This is a genomic window from Kitasatospora nipponensis, from assembly GCF_039528135.1.
In the GTDB taxonomy this organism is placed as follows: Bacteria; Actinomycetota; Actinomycetes; order Streptomycetales; family Streptomycetaceae; genus Kitasatospora; species Kitasatospora nipponensis.
Map to the genome: position 1 here is coordinate 1 of NZ_BAAALF010000026.1, position 16,718 is coordinate 16,718.

At 74.6% G+C, this 16,718-nt stretch carries 14 protein-coding genes and 1 pseudogene; 10 read left to right on the top strand and 5 right to left on the bottom strand.

Going from position 1 to position 16,718, the window contains the following annotated elements; translation table 11 throughout:
- Positions 1–413: 413 nt before the first annotated feature.
- Positions 414–773, top strand: a pseudogene (locus ABD323_RS46205) (RsbRD N-terminal domain-containing protein); the annotation flags it as partial.
- Between the two features lie 619 nt (positions 774–1,392).
- Positions 1,393–1,743, top strand: a complete 351-nt coding sequence (locus tag ABD323_RS10400) for a PucR family transcriptional regulator (RefSeq protein ID WP_425555937.1) — start codon at positions 1,393–1,395, stop codon at positions 1,741–1,743.
- Positions 1,744–1,847: 104 nt separating this feature from the next.
- Here ABD323_RS10400 and ABD323_RS10405 read toward each other — a convergent pair whose 3' ends face one another.
- The 5 genes from ABD323_RS10405 to ABD323_RS10425 form a co-directional block, all read right to left on the bottom strand.
- Positions 1,848–2,984, bottom strand: a complete 1,137-nt coding sequence (locus ABD323_RS10405; RefSeq protein WP_344441018.1) for a helix-turn-helix domain-containing protein — start codon at positions 2,982–2,984, stop codon at positions 1,848–1,850.
- Between the two features lie 34 nt (positions 2,985–3,018).
- A complete protein-coding gene (locus ABD323_RS10410) occupies positions 3,019–4,212 on the bottom strand; it encodes a YncE family protein (protein ID WP_344441019.1) in 1,194 nt (397 codons plus the stop codon).
- A 177-nt stretch (positions 4,213–4,389) separates the two neighbouring features.
- On the bottom strand, positions 4,390–5,634 hold the full coding sequence (locus tag ABD323_RS10415; RefSeq protein ID WP_344441020.1) for an XdhC family protein: 1,245 nt from the start codon (positions 5,632–5,634) through the stop codon (positions 4,390–4,392).
- Positions 5,627–6,379 (bottom strand): SRPBCC family protein, encoded by a 753-nt coding sequence (locus ABD323_RS10420; RefSeq protein WP_344441021.1) that lies wholly within the window; start codon positions 6,377–6,379, stop codon positions 5,627–5,629. Before ABD323_RS10420 ends, ABD323_RS10415 begins: the two co-directional genes overlap by 8 nt.
- A 129-nt stretch (positions 6,380–6,508) precedes the next feature.
- The gene (locus ABD323_RS10425; RefSeq protein WP_344441022.1) at positions 6,509–7,516 is read right to left on the bottom strand and encodes a LysR family transcriptional regulator; all 1,008 of its coding nucleotides are present in this window, start codon (positions 7,514–7,516) and stop codon (positions 6,509–6,511) included.
- 193 nt (positions 7,517–7,709) lie between these two features.
- Here ABD323_RS10425 and ABD323_RS10430 point away from each other — a divergent pair, with 193 nt between their 5' ends.
- The 8 genes from ABD323_RS10430 to ABD323_RS10465 all read left to right on the top strand — a co-directional run bounded on the left by ABD323_RS10430 (position 7,710) and on the right by ABD323_RS10465 (position 16,583).
- A complete protein-coding gene (locus ABD323_RS10430) occupies positions 7,710–8,591 on the top strand; it encodes an FAD binding domain-containing protein (RefSeq protein WP_344441023.1) in 882 nt (293 codons plus the stop codon).
- A 13-nt stretch (positions 8,592–8,604) separates the two neighbouring features.
- Complete coding sequence (locus tag ABD323_RS10435; RefSeq protein ID WP_344441024.1) at positions 8,605–9,099, top strand: (2Fe-2S)-binding protein; 495 nt, start codon at positions 8,605–8,607, stop codon at positions 9,097–9,099.
- Entirely contained in the window at positions 9,096–11,471 is a 2,376-nt protein-coding gene (locus ABD323_RS10440; RefSeq protein ID WP_344441025.1) for an aerobic carbon-monoxide dehydrogenase large subunit, read from the top strand. Before ABD323_RS10435 ends, ABD323_RS10440 begins: the two co-directional genes overlap by 4 nt.
- A gap of 100 nt (positions 11,472–11,571) precedes the next feature.
- Positions 11,572–12,510: an XdhC family protein gene (locus tag ABD323_RS10445; RefSeq protein WP_344441026.1), complete on the top strand. Its 939-nt coding sequence runs from the start codon at positions 11,572–11,574 to the stop codon at positions 12,508–12,510.
- Positions 12,507–13,442: an AAA family ATPase gene (locus tag ABD323_RS10450; protein ID WP_425555938.1), complete on the top strand. Its 936-nt coding sequence runs from the start codon at positions 12,507–12,509 to the stop codon at positions 13,440–13,442. The genes ABD323_RS10445 and ABD323_RS10450 overlap by 4 nt, the downstream gene beginning before the upstream one ends.
- A 5-nt stretch (positions 13,443–13,447) precedes the next feature.
- A complete protein-coding gene (locus tag ABD323_RS10455; RefSeq protein ID WP_344441027.1) occupies positions 13,448–14,686 on the top strand; it encodes a vWA domain-containing protein in 1,239 nt (412 codons plus the stop codon).
- Between the two features lie 279 nt (positions 14,687–14,965).
- On the top strand, positions 14,966–16,309 hold the full coding sequence (locus ABD323_RS10460) for a BTAD domain-containing putative transcriptional regulator (RefSeq protein WP_344441028.1): 1,344 nt from the start codon (positions 14,966–14,968) through the stop codon (positions 16,307–16,309).
- 133 nt (positions 16,310–16,442) lie between these two features.
- Complete coding sequence (locus tag ABD323_RS10465; protein ID WP_344441029.1) at positions 16,443–16,583, top strand: hypothetical protein; 141 nt, start codon at positions 16,443–16,445, stop codon at positions 16,581–16,583.
- Positions 16,584–16,718 lie beyond the last annotated feature (135 nt).

Below are 16,718 nucleotides of genomic sequence, written 5' to 3' on the forward strand. Positions count from 1 at the left end.
GCCAGGGCCGTTGCGTCCAGGGCGGCGTTGAGGGTGACGGTGAGCAGCCGAGACGTGTTCGTGCGCATGAGTCCCCCGATGCGTGGGGTGGATGGGTGGGGGTGGGGCGGGGTTTCGTGACGGTGGGTGGGGGTGGGGCCGGTGGAGACCGGTGGGGGTTCGGTGGACGGGGCGGTCGGGGTCCGTGCACCTCTGGTGGTCCACCGGCAGGCGTGTTACCAACTGGTAAGTAACGTCCCGGAAAACATGATGGCGGCGGTCCGGCGCGGTGTCCCCGGTCCGCACCACAGAGATTCGCGAGGTGGATTGTGACCGCGTCCAACGCGGCCGAACGCGACCCGGCACCGCGGCTCGGCGGCATCCCCGTCCACGAACGGCTCAGGACCGCCGCGGCGTCGCTGGCACCCGCGGTGATGGCCCGTCTCGTCGCGGCGCTGCCCGCCTACGAGGCGCTCCCCTCCGAACAGCTGCGCGGCGAGATCACCCGGGAGGTGGACCGCGGCATCCGGGCCTTCACCGTGGTGCTGCGCACCGGCGAGCCGCCCGACGCGAACGAACTGGCCAGGATCAGCGAGTCCTCGGCCCGGCGCGCGGACGAGGGCGTCCCGCTGGAGGCCGTCGTGGGGGCCTACCACTTCGGCGCGCAGGAGTGCGCGGCCCGGGTCCTCGCGGCGGCCACGCCCGGTGACCTGCCCGACGTCCTGCTGGTGCAGAACCGGCTGCTCGAGTACCTCCGACTGGTGAGCTGCGCGGTCGCGGCCGGGTACGTCCAGGAGCGGCAGGCGGCGCTGGGCGACGAGCAGGTCGCCCGGCAGTCCCTGCTGTCGCGGCTGCTGGAGGGCGGCGACCCGCAGGCCGCGGTCGACCGCGCCGGCCGGCCGCTGCCGCCCTGCTACCTGGTCCTGGGCATCACGATGGGACCGCACCCCGACGAGCTGGCGCCCGGGGTGAACCACGCCGTCGCCGCCCGCCGCAAACTCCGCCGGCTGCGCAACGAGCTGCAGCGCCAGACCGCGGGCGTCCCGCTGTCCGCGCTCTCCGGGACCGGCGGGCTGGTGCTGATCCCCGCCGACACGCCGCCGGCCGACCTCGCCGCCGTGGCCCGCGAGCGGCTCTCCCCCCTGGTCGACCACCTCACCCGGATGTGCGGCGCCGACCTGCTGGTGGCGGGGGGCGCCCCCGCGCCCGGCGGCGCGGGCCGGCGGGCTGGGCGGCGAGCACGGACCAGAAGCCGACCCGGCGGCGGGTCGACTCGGCGACCTCGCACACCCGGTCGCCCGCGGGGCCGCTCCGGGGGGGGGGGGGGGGGGCGGGGGGGGGGGGGGGGGGGCCCCCGCCGCCGCGCCGCAGGGGGTCGCCGACGCCGCCCGGCTGGTGGGCGAACTGCGGGAGGTGGCGCGCTCCGCCGGCCGCGGCCCCGGACTGTACCTCCTCGACGACGTCCTGCTGGAGTACCAGCTCAGCCGCCCGAGTCCGGCCAGGGACCGGCTCGCCGCCCTGCTCGCCCCGCTGGCCCGCCGCCCCGAACTCCTCGACACCCTGCGCACCTTCCTCGCCTGCGGCCTCGACCGGCGTCAGGCGGCCGCCCGGCTCCAGGTCCACCCCAACACCGTCGACTACCGTCTGCGCCGGGCCACCGAGCTCACCGGCCTGGACGCCGCCCGCGGCGCCGACCAACTGACCCTGCGCGCCGCCCTGGCCGCCCGCGACACCCTGCACCACCCCGACCACGCCACCACCTGACCCCGCCCGGCCGCCTGCGCACGCACATCACGGGAGAGCACCGGCAGCGCGGCGAGCCCGCCCCCGCGTCCGCGGGCACGACCGGTGCGTCCGGTGATGGCGCGTCAGCCGAGCCAGTGTTCCAACGCCCAGCGCCAGCGGGCGGCGTCGGCGAACCGGCCGGGGCCGGCCCCGAAGCGGGTGGGACCGTGGCCGGTGGCCTCGGTGAAGCGCCGCAGGCGGTGCTTGACGGTGTTCGGGTGCACGTGGAGGGCCCGGGCGGTCGAGGCGAGACGGCCACCGTGGTCGAGGTGGACCGCGGCGGTCTCGGCGAGCAGGCGGTGGGCGGCGTTCCCCGGGTCCAGCGCGGCCAGCAGCTCGATGCCCAGCAGCTCACCCATCCCGGGCACGGCGTCCATGGCGACGACCACGGCCAGTTCGGTGAGCCCGGCCCGGCCGGTGCGCCCGCGCCGCCGCCCGGCGTCCAGCGCGGCGCGGCAGAGCCGGTAGGCGACGGGCAGGCGGCCGGCGGGGACGGCTGGAGCGGTCACCAGCAGCGCGCCCGCGGCCAGGTCGCCCGCCAGCCGGCCGCGCGGCGCCACCACGCACAGGTGCCCCTCCACCAGCCCCGACACGCCGCCGCGCGGGGTCAGTTCGGCGGCGGCCCGGCGCACCTGCACCGGATCACCCGACTCGGCGACGGCACAGTGGTACACGCCGTCCGCGGCGAGCCCTGCCGCGGCCAACTGCTCGACCGCGCCGTGCACCAGCACGGCGCGCAGGGCCAGCAGCCGCGCGGAACGGCTGCCGGCAAGCCTGGTGGCCGCCTCCCGGTAGGCGGTCACCAGCTGGTTCTGCAACTCACCGACGTAGGCATCGAGTTCGATCAACGACTCGAACAGCACAGTTGACGGCACGTCAGTGACGTTCAGTCGGGTCGCGATGATCCGCAGTGCGGCGGTCCGCCCGGCCAGGATGCCGTCGAGCAGCGCGTCCAGCGAAACCCCCTGCGCCGCCCGGTCGGTGGCCAGCCGGGCGACCAACTCGGCGTGCTCCCGGGACAGTCCGGAGCCGTCGACGAACGCGGCGGACACCACCCCGAGCAGCGCGGCGATGTGGCGCCGGACCTCTCGCTCGGGCAGCGCGGCCACCGGGTCCGAGGCGGTCCGGGCGGCGGCGACGACCTCCGCCAACACCTCGGGGTCGGCGCGCATCCCCTCGACCACCCGTCGCAGCGCCGACCGGCCGGCCCCGTCGCCCAATCGTCCCCTCACCCCTCCGGTGCCAGCGCCGGCCCTACCGGGACAGCGCGCTCAGTGCGTCCCCGGCCACCTGGGCGGCCCGCTCGCGCTGGGGGAACACTCCCACCGGTACCCGGGCCAGCTCCTTCCCACTCGCGTAGTCCACCACCGAGACCTGGTTCGCCTGGCTGAGCGAGACGAAGCAGTAGCGGTTGGCCGGCCCGGCGCTCACCGCCCAGTACGGCAGGCTGCCGACCGGGTAGTCGACGCGGCCCACCGTGGTGAGACCGGTGGTGTCGACCAGCGCGGTGTAGTCGTCGATGGTGCCGACATCGCACAGCCGGCTCTGGTCGCCGGAGAGCGCCAGGCCGTGGTGCGCGGAGTTCTTCGGGTAGTTGTCGGGACTCAGGGCGTGGCCGGCGGGACTGAACGGCATCGCCACGGTGCCGGTGATCTTCGAGCTGTTCAGGTCGTACTTGATGAAGCCGTTGAAGTAGGACTGCTGGGCGTAGAAGGTGGTGCCGTCGGCGGCCAGCACGTTGGGCCGGATCCCGTGCGGGAACGACCAGGTCTGCACCACGTTCAGGGTCCGGGCGTCCACCTTGGTCAGCTGGAAGCCGCCCTTCATCCACTCCAGGGCCTGCGGGAACATGATCACGCCGATGCTGGAGTTGTAGATGTACCTGCCGTCCGGCGTGAAGTCGTTCTGGTGCGGATACGTGCCGGTCGGGAAGCTGCCGACCACCGTGCCGGTGGCCGTGTCGAACACCTGCGCCTCGTTGGCGGTGGTGGCGGACACCACCCAGCGGGTGCCATCCGGGGACAGTGCGGCGTGGTCGGCGTGGAAGCCGGACAGCCGGGTGTGCCACAGCTCCTGATGGGTCGTCAGGTCGAAGGCGGCGGTGTCGTCCAGGTTGCCGCGCGACACGTACAGGGTGCGGCCGTCAGGGGACAGGGCGACGTCGTCCACGAACCGGTCGCCGCCTTCCTCTTGCTTGACGGCCGCGTAGCCGGCCTGCTGGATCAGATCCATGTCGGCGAGCCGCTGCTGCAGGTCCGGGATCACGTCGAGGGTGCCGAGCACGGTGAAGGTCTGGGCGTCCAGGAAGGAGACCGTGCCGGACTGGCTGTTGCCGACCAGCACCACGCCGCGCAGGCCGGTCGTATCGGCGTGCGCGGTGGCGGTCGCCGCCAGGGCGCCGGCCAGGGTCGCCAGCGCGACCGAACCGTTCAGCAGACGTGCTCCCATCCAGCGGGCGGGCATGGTGCGCTCCCCTCGTTCGGTCCAGGTCGCGTCAAGTCTGGGCCGGCGGGCCACCACGGGCCATGTCCGGGACCGCCAACGCCAGGGCCCGGCACTGGCGTTCGGGGACAATGCGCGGGCCGGCACAGTCGGCGGCGTGAGGCCCGTCCGGCCCCGCCGTGCTCACCTTCGGAGTCCACCGGCCAGGCGGGAAGGCGGCTTCGCCCACTGCGGCTCCGTGCCGGCGACGGGCGCGGCGGGCGCGACAGCGGGCTCGGGCGCGGGTGCGGTGTGGATCGGGCCGTCGGTCCGGGTGAGCGGCCGGCCGGTGCCGCCCCAGCGGGCGGCGATGATCTCGGCGGCGATGGAGACCGCCGTCTCGTGCGGCGTGCGGGCGCCGAGGTCGAGCCCGGCGGGGGCCTTCAGCCGGGCCAGCTCGCGTTCGTCGAGGCCGGCTTCGCGCAGGCGGGCGAGCCGCTCACGGTGGGTCCGGCGCGAGCCGAGCGCGCCGACGTACGCGAGGTGCGGCAGCCGCAGCGCGGTCGCCAGCAACGGCACGTCGAACTTGTGGTCGTGGGTCAGCACGGCCACCACCGTGCGACCGTCGATCCGGCCCTGCGAGACCTCCTCGGCCAGGTACTCGTGCGGCCAGCGCACCACGACCTCGTCCGCGTGCGGGAAGCGGGAGGCGGTGGCGAACACGGCCCGTGCGTCGCACACCGTGACGCGGTAACCGAGGAAGGATCCCAACTCGGCGACCGCGGCGGCGAAGTCGATGGCGCCGAACACCAGGAGGCGCGGCGGTTGTACGAACGACCGCACGAACACGGTCAGTTCGCCGAGCTCGGCGGTCTCCTCGCCGTCCAGGCAGCGGCCCACGGTGTCATAGTGGCGCAGCCCGGTCGTGCCGTGCTCCAGCAGGCCGCCGACGTCCAGGCCCACCGCGCGGTCCAGGGCGGCCGAACCCAGGCTGCCGCAGGCACGGTCCGGCCAGACGACCAGGCGCCTGCCGAGTGCGCCCGGACCGTCCTGCGGACCGGCCACCACGGTGGCCACGGCGACCGGCTCACCGGCGCTCAACGAGCGTGCCACGTCCGGAAGTTCGGGAAAGGTTCGACGGGAGACCGGTTCGACGAAGACCTGGATCGTACCGCCGCAGGTCAGCCCCACCGCGAAGGCGTCGTCGTCGCTCACCCCGTACGTCCGCAGCACCGGGCGTCCCGAGGTCCGGGCCGCCTCGGCCTCCTCGTACACGGCTCCCTCGACGCAGCCGCCCGAGACGCTGCCGACCACGGTGCCGCAGGCGGACACCGCCATCGCCGCACCCGGCAGGCGCGGCGCGCTCCGGAAGGTGCTGACCACCGTGGCGAGCCCGAAGACCTCACCCGCCGAGTACCACGGGTACACCTCGTCCAGGACGTCACGCACGGTGTCCCCCTCGGTGTCCCCCTCCCGGACGGCGGCAGGCCCGGCCCGCCCGGCACCGTCGGCGCAGTCGGCGCACGACCGCGAGCAGGACCAGCCCGGCCAGGACGGCCGGCACCAGGCGCTTGGCCACCGGGCCACCGGCCACGGCGAGCAGGTCGAGCGGCTCGCCCTGCGACCGGGTGGCCTGCGGCTGCGGCGCCGGTGCGGCCGTCGCCGCCCCCGCGGGTCCGGCCGCGACCGGCTGCGCAGCCGGTACGGCCTCGCCGCCGCTCTCGCCGGCGGCCTCACCGCCGGCCTGGTGCTCGGCGGCCAGCTGCTCCTCCAGGCAGTCCACGAACCGGTCCAGCAGCTTGCGGCTGATGTCCGCCATGACGCCCTGGCCGAACTGGGCCACCTTCCCGGTCACGCTCAGCCGGGTCTCCACAGTCACCCGCGTGCCGTCGCCGTCGGGTGCCAGCCGTGCGGTGATGTGTGCCTCGGCGTTCCCCTGGCCGTGCGTGTCACGTCCGGAGGCGGTGAGCTTGACCGTGCGCAGCGCCTCGTCCCGCTCCTCGAACGCGGCGGTGCCCCGGTACTGCACGGTCGCCGCGCCGACCCGCACCTTGACCGTGCCGTGGAACCGGTCGCCGTCGACCTCGGTCAGCTGCGCCCCGGGCATGCACGGGGCGATGCGTTCGACGTCGGTGAAGAGGTCCCAGGACGCTTCCACCGGCAGGCTCACGCGGAACTCGTTGGTGAACTCCATGGGGACAAGCCTCCTTGCCCGGACCTACCCGGGTCCGCCGGGATCTGTCCGGTGCCCGAGAATCCGGCCGCCAACGTACGTTCCAACGGTTCCCGGTAGCCCGGCGATTCCCGCCGCGGGCCTCCTCGGTCAGCTCCACAGGCTCACCCGGACGGTCGGTCGGTAGTGGTCCACCGGCACGCCGGTGGACCGGGCCAGCAGGCTGCGCACGGCGGCGGGCGTCGTCACGAACCGGCACAGGGCGAACGCGGCCGGCGAGCGCCGGTCGCCGCGCAGGGCGACGGCCTCCAGCACGCCGTTGACCGGGGTGCCGGGGACGGCGACCACGGTGAGCGCTCCGTGGCGCAGCTCGTCGCGGACGAGGTGGAGCACGGCGAGCGAGAGCCCGTCGCCGGCGACGGCCGCGCCCAGGGCCGCGCTGGCGCTGGGGAAGATCGAGGCGTCGGCGTCTCCGACGCCGTGCCGGGTCAGGAACGCGCCGCCGGGCGTCGCGGGATCGAGGCCGCCGGGGCCGAGCAGCCAGTGCTCGCGCGACAGCCGGCCGATCGGCAGGTGCGGCCGTCCGCCACCGGCGTGGTCCGGCCGGGCGCCGACACGGCGCGGTGCGGCGACCACCACGAGCTGGATTCGCAGGAACGGGATGTGCTCGAGGGCGTCGGGCCCGGGCGGTGCGGCGACCGTGCCGGGCTCGGCGGTGACCGGGCTGATCGCGACGTCCGCGCGCCGGTCCAGCAGCAACTCGCCGAGCGCGGTGGACGGCACCGCGAGCGTGGTGGTCTCCACGTCCGGATGCCGCCGGACGAAGGCCTCCAGCAGCGGCGGGACGATCTGCTCGGCCGTGGCCTCGGTGGCGGCGACCCGCAGGGAGGAGCCCTCCGCGCCGGCCTGCCGCACCTGTCGGCGGGTCTCCTCGGCCAGGCCCACGATCTCCGCGGCGCCCGCGGCCAGCCGCCGCCCACCGGGTGTCAGGGCGATCCCGCCGGCCGACCGGACGAAGAGGCGGTCGCCGAGTTCGCGGCGCAGCACGGCGACCGCGCCCGACACCGCGGGATCGCTGACCCCCAGGGAGAGCGCCGCGGCCTTGACCGATCCGAGTCGGGCCACGGCGACGAACGCCCTGAGCTGGGTGAGGGTCATCGCCACCTCCGACGATCGCGGGCCATCCCCCTGGGTCAGCCGTGGACGGCTCTTAAGCATTCCCTTCAGTCGCCGTTGACCTGGGCCGTCGCCGGAGTGACAGTGCGCTCGTGCCCTGCTGCGAGGTCCTGCACCCTGTGGCCCTCGCCGCGGGCCCGCCATCAGCGCAAGGCCACGGCACCAGGAGGCGGTCGTGCAGGTTCCCGCGTCATTCGAGTACCGGCGGGCCCAGGACGTGGACGACGCCCTCGCCCTGCTGGAGCGGTTCGGGGAGGAGGCCAGGGTCGTCGCCGGCGGGCACAGTCTGCTGCCGATGATGAAACTGCGGCTGGCCCGTCCGGGGCTCCTGGTCGACATCAACGACCTGCACGAGCTGGACTACGTGCGGCAGGAGGGCACGGAACTGTGCATCGGCGCGCTCACCCGCCACCGCGCGCTGCTGGAGTCCGAACCGGTCGGCCGGCTCTTCCCGATCTTCCACGACGCCGAACGGGTGATCGCCGACCCGCCCGTGCGCAACCGCGGCACCATCGGTGGCTCGCTCTGCCAGGCCGACCCGGCCGAGGACCTGTCGGCGGTCTGTGCGGCCGTCCGGGCGGTGGCGGTGGTGCTCGGGCACGGCGGGCGGCGCACGGTGGCGATGGCCGACTTCTACCAGGGCCCGTACGAGACGGACGTGGGGCTCGGCGAGATGCTGGTGGAGATCCGCGTGCCGATCCTGCCGGAGTCCGGCAGCGCGTACGAGAAGGTCGAACGCAAGACCGGTGACTGGGCCATCGCCGCGGCCGGAGCCGCTCTGTCGCTGGCGGACGGGCGGATCACCACGGCCGGGGTCGGCCTCGCGGCGGTCGGGGTGTCGGCCGTCGGCTACCGGCGCGCCGAGGAGGCCCTGATCGGCCGCGAGCCGTCCGAGGAGGCGTTCGCCGAGGCGGGCGGGATCGCCGCCGAGGACTGCGACCCGGTCACCGACACCCGCGGCACCGCCGCGTACAAGCGGCACCTGGCCGGGGAACTCACCCAACGCGCCCTGCGCCGGGCCGCCGAGCGGGCCCGCCGGTCCGCGGCCATGGCCTGAACGGAGGATCACGATGCAGGTCACCATCAACGTCAACGGCGCCGACCGCACCGCGGAGGTGGAACCCCGGCACCTGCTGGTCCGCTTCCTGCGCGAGGACCTGGGTCTCACCGGGACCCACTGGGGCTGCGACACCAGCAACTGCGGCACCTGCGTGGTGCTGTTCGACGACGAGCCGGTCAAGAGCTGCACGGTGCTGGCGGCGATGGCGGCCGGGCACCGGGTGCGGACCGTGGAGGGCCTGGAGACGGCGGACGGCCTCGACCCGGTCCAGCAGGGGTTCATCGAGCAGCACGGGCTGCAGTGCGGCTTCTGCACGCCGGGCATGATGATGACCGCCCGCGCGCTGCTGGACCGCGACCCGGACCCCACCGAGCAGGAGATCCGCGAGGCGATCTCCGGGCAACTGTGCAGGTGCACCGGATACCTGAACATCGTCCGAGCGGTGCGCTGGGCCGCCGAGCACCCCGTGGAGCGTGCCGCCGCGAGCAGCGGGAGCACACCATGACCACCGTTCAGGAGACCGGCTCCGCACCCGCGGACGAGCGCCCGATCGGCTACGGGCGGCTGAAGCGCAAGGAGGACCCGCGGTTCGTGCGCGGCAAGGGGCACTACGTGGACGACGTGCAGTTGCCCGGCATGCTGCACGGCGCCGTGCTGCGCAGCCCGCTGGCGCACGCCCGGATCGTCTCCGTCGACACCTCCGCGGCCGAGTCCCACCCGAAGGTCCGCGCGGTGATCACCGGCGCCACCCTGGAGGGACTGGGCCTGGCCTGGATGCCCACCCTGTCGATGGACACCCAGGCGGTGCTGGCCACCGACAAGGTGCGCTTCCAGGGCCAGGAGGTGGCCTTCGTCGTCGCAGACGACCACTACGCGGCCCGCGACGCCATCGAACTGATCGACGTCGAGTACGAGCCGCTGCCCCCGGTGATCGACGCGCGGCACGCGCTGGACGCGGACGCGCCGGTGATCCGGGACGACCTGGAGGGCCGCACCGACAACCGCATCTTCGACTGGGAGGCGGGCGACAGGGCGGCCACCGACGAGGCGTTCGCGCGCGCCGAGGTGGTCGTCGCGCAGACCATGCTCTACCCGCGGGTGCACCCGGCCCCGCTGGAGACCTGCGGGTGCGTGGCCGACCTCGACCCGGTCGACGGCAAGCTCACCCTCTGGTCCACCACCCAGGCGCCGCACGCCCACCGGACCCTGTACGCGATGGTCGCCGGCCTGCCCGAGCACAAGATCCGGGTGGTCTCCCCGGACATCGGCGGCGGCTTCGGCAACAAGGTCCCCATCTACCCCGGCTACGTGTGCGCGATCGTGGGCTCGATCCTCGCCGGGAAGCCGGTGAAGTGGGTCGAGGACCGCTCGGAGAACCTGATGAGCACCGGCTTCGCCCGCGACTACCACATGGACGGTGAGATCGCCGCGACCCGCGAGGGGCGGATCCTCGCCATCCGGGTCAAGGTGCTCGCCGACCACGGCGCGTTCAACGGCACGGCCCAGCCCAGCAAGTTCCCGGCCGGCTTCTTCCACGTCTTCACCGGCTCGTACGACATCGAGGCCGCCCACTGCGCCGTCACCGGCGTCTACACCGACAAGGCGCCCGGCGGCGTCGCCTACGCCTGCTCGTTCCGGGTCACCGAGGCGGCCTATCTGGTCGAGCGGCTGGTGGACTGCCTGGCGGACGAACTCAAGGCCGATCCGGCCGAGTTGCGGATGAAGAACCTGCTGCGGCCCGAGCAGTTCCCGTACCACAGCAAGACCGGCTGGGAGTACGACTCCGGCGACTACCCGGCCACCCTGCGCAAGACGCTGGACCTGGCCGGCTACGACGCGCTGCGCCGCGAGCAGGCCGAGCGGCGGGCTCGGGGCGAGCTGATGGGCATCGGGCTGTCGTTCTTCACCGAGACGGTCGGCGCCGGGCCCCGCCGGCACATGGACATCCTCGGCCTCGGCATGGCCGACGGCTGCGAGCTGCGGGTGCACCCCACCGGTAAGGCGGTGCTGCGGATCAGCGTGCAGAGCCAGGGCCAGGGGCACGAGACGACGTTCGCCCAGATCGTCGCCGAGGAACTCGGCATCCCGCCGGAGGACATCGACGTGGTGCACGGCGACACCGACCGGACGCCGTTCGGGCTCGGCACCTACGGCAGCCGCTCGACCCCGGTCTCCGGCGCGGCGGCGGCGGTGGTGGCCCGCAAGGTCCGCGACAAGGCGCGGATCATCGCCGGCGCCATGATGGAGGTCTCCCCCGACGACCTGGAGTGGGAGAAGGGCCGCTGGTTCGTCCAGGGGGACCCGACGGCGGCGAAGACGATCCAGGAGATCGCGCTCGCCGCGCACGGTGTGCTGGAGCTGCCCGAGGGCGTGGAGGGCCATCTGGACGCCACCACGGTCTACAACCCGCCCAACCTCACCTTCCCGTACGGCGCTTACCTGTGCGTGGTGGACGTCGACCCGGGAACCGGCGTGGTGAAGGTGCGCCGCTTCGTCGCGGTCGACGACTGCGGCACCCGGATCAACCCGATGATCATCGAGGGGCAGGTGCACGGCGGCCTCGCCGACGGCGTCGGCATGGCGCTGAGCGAGATCATCGCCTTCGACGAGGACGGCAACTGCCTGTCCGGCTCCTTCATGGACTACCTGGTGCCCACCGCCCTGGAGGTGCCGGCCTGGGAGCTCGGCTACACCGTCACGCCCTCCCCGCACCACCCGATCGGAGCCAAGGGCGTCGGCGAGTCCGCGACGGTCGGCTCGCCCGCCGCCGTCGTCAACGCGGTGATGGACGCCATCGGCGTCCGGCACGCCGACATGCCGCTCACCCCCGGGCGGGTGTGGCTGGCGATGCACGGAGGTGTGGAGGCACCGCAGTGAGCGGACGATGGGGGCGCCCCCGGCGGACGGCCGGAGGAAGGCCCACCGACCAGCGGGTGCGCGTGCGCGCGGCGCCCGTCGAGTCCCGCGAGGTGGGCGCATGAGTGCCAACCCGGCCCTGGAGCGGCGGATGGCCGACCTGAGTGCCGGCCAGGTGCCCTTCGTCAAGGCCACCGTGGTGCGCGCGCTGCACCCGACCAGCGCGCAGCCGGGAGACATCGCGTTGGTCCTGGAGGACGGCCGGATCGAGGGCTTCGTCGGAGGCGTCTGCGCCGAGGCGACCGTCCGCGTGCAGGCACTACGGCTGCTGCGCAGCGGCGAGTCGCTGCTGCTGCGGATCACCCCCGACGCTCCCGACGCGCCGCAGGAGGAGGGCGAGGCCGGCACCCTGCTGGTCGCCAACCCCTGCCTGTCCGGCGGCGAGCTGGAGATCTTCCTGGAGCCGCTGCGGCCCGCCCCGGTGGTGCTCGTGCTCGGCGACACGCCCATCGGACGGAGCCTCGTCGCGCTCGGCGCCGCGCTCGGGTACGACCTCCGGGCGGTGGCCGAGGACCTCACCGCGGCGGAGCTCTCCGGCGTGGCGGCCGTGGTGGTCGCCTCCCACGGACGCCAGGAGGAGGGGCTGCTGACCCGCGCCGCGCAGGCCGAGGTGCCGTACGTCGCGCTGGTCGCGAGCCGCCGTCGCGGCGTCGCCGTACTCGACGACCTCGACCTGACCGCCGAGCAGCGGGACCGGATCCACACGCCGGCCGGGCTGTGGATCGGCGCGCGCACACCCGGCGAGATCGCCGTGTCGATCCTGGCGGAGCTGGTGGCCTCGCGGCACGCCCTGTCGGTGCACACCGAGGAGGCGGACGCCGGGCCCGCACCCGCGCCCACCGAACCGCGCACCGCGCTCGACCCGGTCTGCGGCATGACCGTCGCCGTCGTCGGCGACACCCCGTACTCCGACGGCCGCGGGCACCGGCACTGGTTCTGCTCGACCGGCTGCCGCGACCGCTTCGAGGCCGAGGCCGCCCAGCCCCCGGGGGTGCCGTGACCGGGGCCCTCCCGCCCGGACCGGCCGAGTCGGCCCGCGCGGCCGTCGCCCGGGCCGTACCGGACCCGCCGACCCTGCGCGCCTCGCTGGACTCCCTCGGCTACCTCGCCGACCCGGGCCTGACCACCGCGCTCTACCTCGCGTTGCGCCTGCCCCAGCCGCTGCTGCTGGAGGGCGAACCGGGCGTCGGCAAGACCGAGGCCGCCCGCGCCCTGGCCGGCGTCCTCGGCAGCCCGCTGATCAGGCTGCAGTGCTACGACGGACTCGACGCCGCCGAGGCCCTGTACGAGTGGAACTATCCGCGCCAACTGCTGAGCATCCGGCTCGCCGAGAGCCGGGGCGTGGCACTGGCCGAGGCCGACCTGTTCTCCGACGCCTTCCTGCTGCGCCGCCCGGTGCTCGCCGCGCTGACCCACCCGGGCCCGACGCCCGCGGTGCTGCTGATCGACGAGATCGACCGCGCCGACGACGACTTCGAGGCCTTCCTGCTGGAGGTGCTGGCCGAGGCCAGCGTCACCATCCCGGAACTGGGCACCGTGCGCGCCACCGTCACGCCGGTCGTCGTCCTCACCTCCAACCGGACCCGCGACCTGCACGACGCCCTCAAGCGGCGCTGCCTGTACCACTGGATCGACTACCCCGACACCGAACAGGTCGTGGAGATCGTGCGCCGCCGCGTCCCCGGCACGACGCCCTCGCTCGCGGCCGACGTGGCCGCGGCGGTACGGCGGATGCGGACCCTGGAGATCCAGAAGCCACCGGGCATCGCCGAGAGCATCGACTGGGTCGGCGCGCTCACCCTGCTCGGCGTGGAGCGGCTCGACGCCGACGCCGCCGACCGGACCCTGGGCGTCCTCGTCAAGTACCGGGAGGACGTCGACCTGGTACGCGACCGCGGGCTCGGCTGGCTGGTCGGCCCACCCGAGAGCTGAACCCGATGCCCGCCGCGCCCTCCCGCCCTCCGGCCTTCGACCGGCCCGCCTTCGCCGCCCGACTGGGCGCCGCGCTGAACCGGGCGGGCGTCCCGGTCACACCCGAGCGCTCGGCCCGCTTCCTGGACGTCCTGCACCTGCTGCCGCCGGTGGACCCGGCGACGCTGTACTGGGGGGCCCGGCTGGCCTTCGTCACGGCCCAGGAGCAGATCGAGCCGTTCGACCGCGTCTTCGCCGCGCTGTTCGGCGGACAGGCGGACCCGGCCGACACCAGGGGATCCCCCGACGACCCGCCGCTGCCGGGCCTCGAACCCGCACCGGGCACACCGCCGGCCGCCGCCGCCGGGGCGCCGCGCCACGCGCCCGGGCCCCTGCCCAGTGGCCCGCTCCACCGCGACGCCGCCGGCGAAGCTCGCGGGCGTCCGACCCGCACCGGCGTGGAGCGGCTGGTCGGCAGCACCGTCGAGGCGCTCGTGCAGCAGGACTTCGGCACCTTCGGACCGCGTGAACTGGCCGAGCTGGACCGCCTGGTGGACAGCCTGGCGATCAGCGTGCCGCTGCGCCGCACCCGCCGCCGGGAGGCCGACCCGCGGGGCCGCCGCATCGACCTGCGCCGGAGCCTGCGGCGCAGCCTGCGGACCGGCGGGGAGATCGTCCGGCTGAACCGCTCACGGGGCCGGCTGCGCCGCCGGCCGCTGGTGCTGCTGTTCGACGTCTCGGGCTCCATGGAGCCCTACACCCGCGTCCACGTGCGGTTCTTCTCCCGGCTGTGCGCACGGGCGGGGTCCGGCGTGCGGGCGGAGATCTTCGTCTTCGCCACCCGGCTCACCCGTCTGACACCGGTGCTGCGGCACATGGCACCGGATGCCGCGCTGCGCCGGGCGAGCCGCGCGGCCCCCGACTGGTCCGGCGGCACGCTGATCGGGCGGGCGCTCGCGGAGTTCACCGACCGCTTCGGACGGCGCGGCATGGCCCGGGGAGCGGTGGTGGTGATCTTCTCCGACGGCTGGGAGGGCGAGGACCCGGCGGCCGTCGGCCGGCAGACGGCCCGGCTCAGCCGACTCGCGCACCGCATCGTCTGGGTCAACCCCCGTAAGGCTGCGACCGGTTACGCCCCGCTCGCCGCCGGGATCGCGGCGGCGCTCCCGCACTGCGACGCCTTCGTGAGCGGGCACAGCCTCGCGGCGATGGCCGACGTCTTCGACGCCATCGCCGACCGCGGGCCCTCGGCGGCGCCGAAGTGACCTGCCGTCCCTGCCGCACCCGGTGAGCGGCCCCTGACCGCGGATGATTATCGCCCCTCAAGTTAACGATTCGGCAGCGAAGTTGCGAGGTCCCAACGGACGATGGCGTGATATCGACGGTGCCCTTTGTCTGCGTCCATCGCCTCCGTAGCATGACCGGATGTCGGATTAGGTCGCGCAAGGAGGATCCCTCTGAAGCTGCACTTCAGCACGCTCGGATCACTCAGGGCCCGGCGCGGCGATCGGGAGCTGCGGCTGAACCGGGCTCGGGACCGCGCGGTGCTCGCCGTCCTGCTCGCCCACGCCGGGCGGCCGGTGCCCGTGCCGGAGATCATCGACGGCGTCTGGGGCGAGGAGGGTGACGAAGCGCCGAACCGGGCCAAGGGGTTGCCCGCCACCATGTACCGGCTGCGCAACATCCTGGCCGACGAGGACGGCACCGCCGAGGGCGGCCACGTCCTGCGGCACGTCGGCAAGGCGTATCAGCTGCATGCGGACCCGGCGAACATCGACCGTACGGTGTTCCTCGCCGAGCTCGCCGCCGCCACCGCCGCCCGTCGCAACCGGCAGCCCGAGCGGGCCCACGCCCTGCTCACCGCCGCGCTCGGCCGCTGGTCCACGCCGGTGGCCCTGGACCGCGTGCCGGGCCCCTTCGCCGAGCACGACCGCCGGATGCTGGCCGGGCGCCGGGACGAGGCCCGGCTGGCCCGGCTCGAACTCGACGTCGAACTCGGGCGGCCGCTCACGGCGGAACCCGCTCCCGGGCAGGCCACCGTCGTCCCCCACGCGCTCGCGCTCGCCCGGGCCGGCCGCACCGAGCAGGCCCTCGCCCTGCTCGCCGGCTCCGCCCCCGACGGCGAGGCGGCGGCCCTGGCGGCACGCCTGCGCGGCCGGACCACGGACCTGGCGCGCTGGACGCCCTGGGCCTCCCGGACCGCCCTCCGGCAGGTGCGCCGACCGTTCCAACTCCCGCCCGATGTTCCCGACTTCACCGGCCGAGCGACCTTGCTGGCGGAGCTCGCCGCCGCCCTGGCCGCGCCGGGACCACGGTGGGTCACCGTCACCGGGCCGCCCGGCTACGGCAAGAGCGCGCTCGCCGTCCACGCCGCACACCTGCTCGCCCCCGGCCATCCCGACGGCCAGCTCCACGTCGACCTGGGTGGGAAGGCCCCCGGCATGGATCCGGCCTCCGTCCTGGGCGCCTTCGTGCGGGCCCTCGGCGTCGAGGAACACGCCGTCCCGCCGGGCCTCGCCGACCGGCGCGCGCTCTACCGTCGGCTGCTCGCCGGACGGCGTGTCCTGGTGCTGCTCGACGGCGCCGTCGACGCCGAGCAGGTCCGCCCGCTGCTGCCGGCCGAGTCCGGAAGCGCCGCTCTCGTCACCGCCGGTCGACCGCTGCCCGGTGGACACACCGTCACCGTCGGCCGGATGACGCCCGACGAGGGGATCGAGCTGCTGGCGCGCACCCTGGGCACCGGGCGCCTGGCCCGGGAACCGGACGCGGCGCGGGCCCTGGTCGCTGCGTGCGGCCATCAGCCCCGGGCCCTGCGGCTGGCCGCGAGCCGCTTGCTGGGCCGTCCCTCCTGGCCGGTTTCCGCCCTCCTTTCGCACCTTCGCGAATAGCATCCGTCTGCGCATAAACGGGAGCGTTTATCCCTCGTCAACCGGCCCATCGCAAAATCCCGTCGGCAGCCGCGATCACCTTCTGATCAGGTCAGCCGACCGGAAGCTCCGGCCATGGGAAGAGGACGAACTGATGAGTGGGACTGTCACCTGTATCAACGGCGTGCCGGCCGGTACCGCCGCCGACCGGCTCCACGGCCAGACCGCCGGCGCGGGCTCCACCGAGAGCCCCCACGTCCTGCGCCCCGGTGCCGGAGAGCCACTGGGTCACTGAGCCACTGAGCCCCGCGCGCCGCGCCCCCGCACCCGGCGCCGGACCCCAACGAATCCCCCACGCGCCACCGCCCTTCACCAGCCCCGGCGCGCCGTCCCACCGGGGCCCGACGAGCCGCCCGGAGAGCCGTCATCG